We start from the raw sequence: 2,965 nt of genomic DNA, 5'->3' as shown, positions 1-2,965 counted from the left end.
CTCCTGCTAACGATCAGGTTCCCGACCAGCCCGAGTGCCCCAGCTCTGTACCACGCCAGCCTCCGTGACCTGCAGTTTTCAGGATGGAACTGCCTCATTGGGTGTGGCTCGTTTGCAGGGACGCTGCGAGCCGGAGGTTTGCCGATGTGGCTGCGCGTGGTGGGGGTCGGCTCGTAACGTCGGGGCACGATGTGGCCGATGGTCCTGCTGTCCCTTGGCCAGGCCGTCGGCCGCAGAATGACGCTCTCCAGAACCCGGCTGAGTTTCTCCAGCAGCCCGTGAGGATTTCCATGGCACTGAACATCGAGGACCGCGCCGTCATCTCCGAGTTGATCTCGATGCACGGTCACCTGTGCGACGAGGGAGAGTTGGACCGGCTGGGTGAGGTGTTCACCGACGATGTCGTCTACGACGTCACAGACTTCGGCCAGGAGCCGCTGACCGGCGTGGAGGCCGTCCGAGCGGCGGCTGTCACCTTGGGTGACGCGAATCCCGTGGGTCATCACGTGACGAACATCGTCCTCACGGAGGGAGGCGAGGGCCACGTGCATGCCCGTTCCAAGGGCATCGGAATCAATAGGGACGGCACGAGCGGCAGCGTGACCTATGAAGACACCGTTGTGCTCACCGGCCAGGGTTGGCGCATCAGTTACCGCAAGGTCGTCGCACGGCGGGTGCCGTTGGGCGGGCGGACGAAGTGAATCGGGCGCAGCCCCTTGCCGGGAGCCCACCCAGCGCATCGGCCACAACCTCGATGATCAAGGGCTGTCGCTCGGCTGGGTGATCGCACCCCTTCCCTTCGAAGGAACTACACCCAACACCATTTGACACTGAGCTGACTGCCCGCTCAGGGATCTGCATCAAGATGTCACTGCGTGAAGTCTCCTGATGTCACTACACATCCGCACTTCGGTGACACCCAGCGCTCCCCCGCCCCCCATACGCCACCGTCAGCAGGGGCTGGTGACACCAGCCGATCCCCCAGTGACAACAAACCACAGATTCGCAGCCGGGCACGCAGAGCTGGACGCACACGCGCTTGCCGTCCTCGGGGGTGCGGTAGACCCTGGCCCACGGGCCCAGGCCGCGCTGGGTGAGCAGCCAGCCGGCCTGCCTCCAGGGCACCCATCAGCCAACAGATCACCACGAACCGGGCGTCAGCCAACTACGCCGAAGCCCTGGGAAGAGGGCCGTTCCGCAGGAACAGCACGGCACCACACGCCTGCGACTTGGTGTCCGTGGCTCAGGGCGCCCCCATTGGTCCACGGAGCGAGTCCAACCCTCAAGCGACCGGAGTGGCTCCACCACCCTCGACTGGCGAGGGCCCGCAGATGATCGTCACGATCATATTGATGCTCGGCTCACTCCGGTACAGGCGGGAGTGCGCTAGCCCTTTGCTCCCTGCTTCGACAAAGGGCTCCAGCTGCACGACGGTGGCCCGTCCCGGTGGGGTCGCCTCCGCTGAACAGGAGGCGAAAATAGATAGAAAGGGGCCGTCCCAACCGAAGGGAACCGCAGCGGCCAGCATTACCGAAACGGCGGCCACAGCCACCAACCCAGGCATCAAAAACACATAGTTCACGATGCTGGAGATGAGGCTCGGACGGTGGATCATAGGTGCGACCAGGAACGAGACCCGGGTTGTGAGGATGATGCCACACCAAACCCATACGTTGGTCAGCAATGGGTTCAGTAGCGCGCTGATCCAACCTAGGAACTGTCCCGCAGCGAGGCCGAGCGACGCTTCGTCGGCAGCGGCCCGGAACACAATCACGTCGTCCTCCGGTTCGACCTTCGGCGAGTGCACGGAGGCGACTATCCGACTCCGATAGCCCGGACGGATGAAGTCGCCGCGCGAGACGGCATCAATGACGTCGTACAGCCAGCCCACGGGGTTCGCGGTGATTCTTTTCCTTAGCCAGCTGAAGAGATTGCCGCGCTGCAGGAACCCCCGGTGCATGCCCCCGCCGCCAATGCACAGTAGTGCTTCACCCGCGACCAGGGCACTGACGCAAAAAGACCAATCGCGCCAGTGACCTCCCATCAGCGTCACGGTGGCCCATGCAATTACCATGGCGCCGAACAAGGCTTGCACGAAAACTGACCAGCCCGAGATGGACCGCCGGCGGGCGTGGATGAACGGCGTCGCCAACGTCACCGTCGAGACCCGGGGCGCGTCGGCGCAGGTCTCCCGCAGGAGCCTGACGGCGTGCAGCGCGACGTTCCCGCCGTGACTGTGTGCCACTACCCACTGCCGCGCGTCCGGGTTTTCCTTGATCTGACCCTGGATCTGGTCGGCGAGCCGCACGGCGGCCCGCATCCGGGCTCGATAACAGTTGCTGTGCGACCACTCAAAGGGCACAGCCTTGCATCCGGCCGTTGTCAAGGCTCTGCTCAGGCGGCTGTCCGCTCGTATCCAAGCCGCCTTGCCAGCCCACGTGCCGGGAACCAGAGTGACAACCGCATCCAGTCCATTTCGGACATTGCTATCAGGGACAGTGGCGCTCACCACCACACGGTACGGCGACGCTACGGCCCAAGTTACCGGTATGTGCGAACTCGTGCTTCCAGGACACGGGAGCACGCCAGACGCCGGCGCCTGGCCGGATGGCCCGGCGCTGCTGACTGCTGCCAGCCGTCATGCACCTGAGCCACTCCATTGCTGTCGGCTTCCGGCCTCCTGGCCTGCGGCGGTCCATCTTCGCTGTCACGAAATGACGTTGGTCCGACTTCGATGGCAAGCGGTCCAGGTTCGATGTCACAGGTCACCTTCAGCCGATGGCCGCCCAGGTGTCGGGGAGGGGCCGCACGAACCGCGCGGTGTGCCCGGGGTTGTCCTCGCTGAACGCTTCCCAGTCCGGGAGCTCGTGTGAGCTTGCTCCGCTTTGACGGACACCATCGGTGTGGTGGTCAGACCGCGAGGACGCTCTCGTACTCGGCGGGACTGCGGTAGCCGAGGCTGCTG

At 64.6% G+C, this 2,965-nt stretch carries 2 protein-coding genes; one reads left to right on the top strand and one right to left on the bottom strand.

Going from position 1 to position 2,965, the window contains the following annotated elements; genetic code table 11:
• Nucleotides 1-290: 290 nt before the first annotated feature.
• Complete coding sequence (locus tag ABD330_RS32110; RefSeq protein WP_344469844.1) at nucleotides 291-701, top strand: nuclear transport factor 2 family protein; 411 nt, start codon at nucleotides 291-293, stop codon at nucleotides 699-701.
• Nucleotides 702-1,282: 581 nt separating this feature from the next.
• On the opposite strand, the gene ABD330_RS32105 is transcribed toward ABD330_RS32110, so the two are convergent.
• Nucleotides 1,283-2,320 (bottom strand): lipase family protein, encoded by a 1,038-nt coding sequence (locus tag ABD330_RS32105; RefSeq protein WP_344469843.1) that lies wholly within the window; start codon nucleotides 2,318-2,320, stop codon nucleotides 1,283-1,285.
• Nucleotides 2,321-2,965 lie beyond the last annotated feature (645 nt).

Source organism: Kitasatospora kazusensis, from assembly GCF_039529945.1.
Classification (GTDB): domain Bacteria; phylum Actinomycetota; class Actinomycetes; order Streptomycetales; family Streptomycetaceae; genus Kitasatospora; species Kitasatospora kazusensis.
Note: the sequence above shows the minus strand (reverse complement) of the source record. Positions and strands in the feature narration are given on the sequence as shown.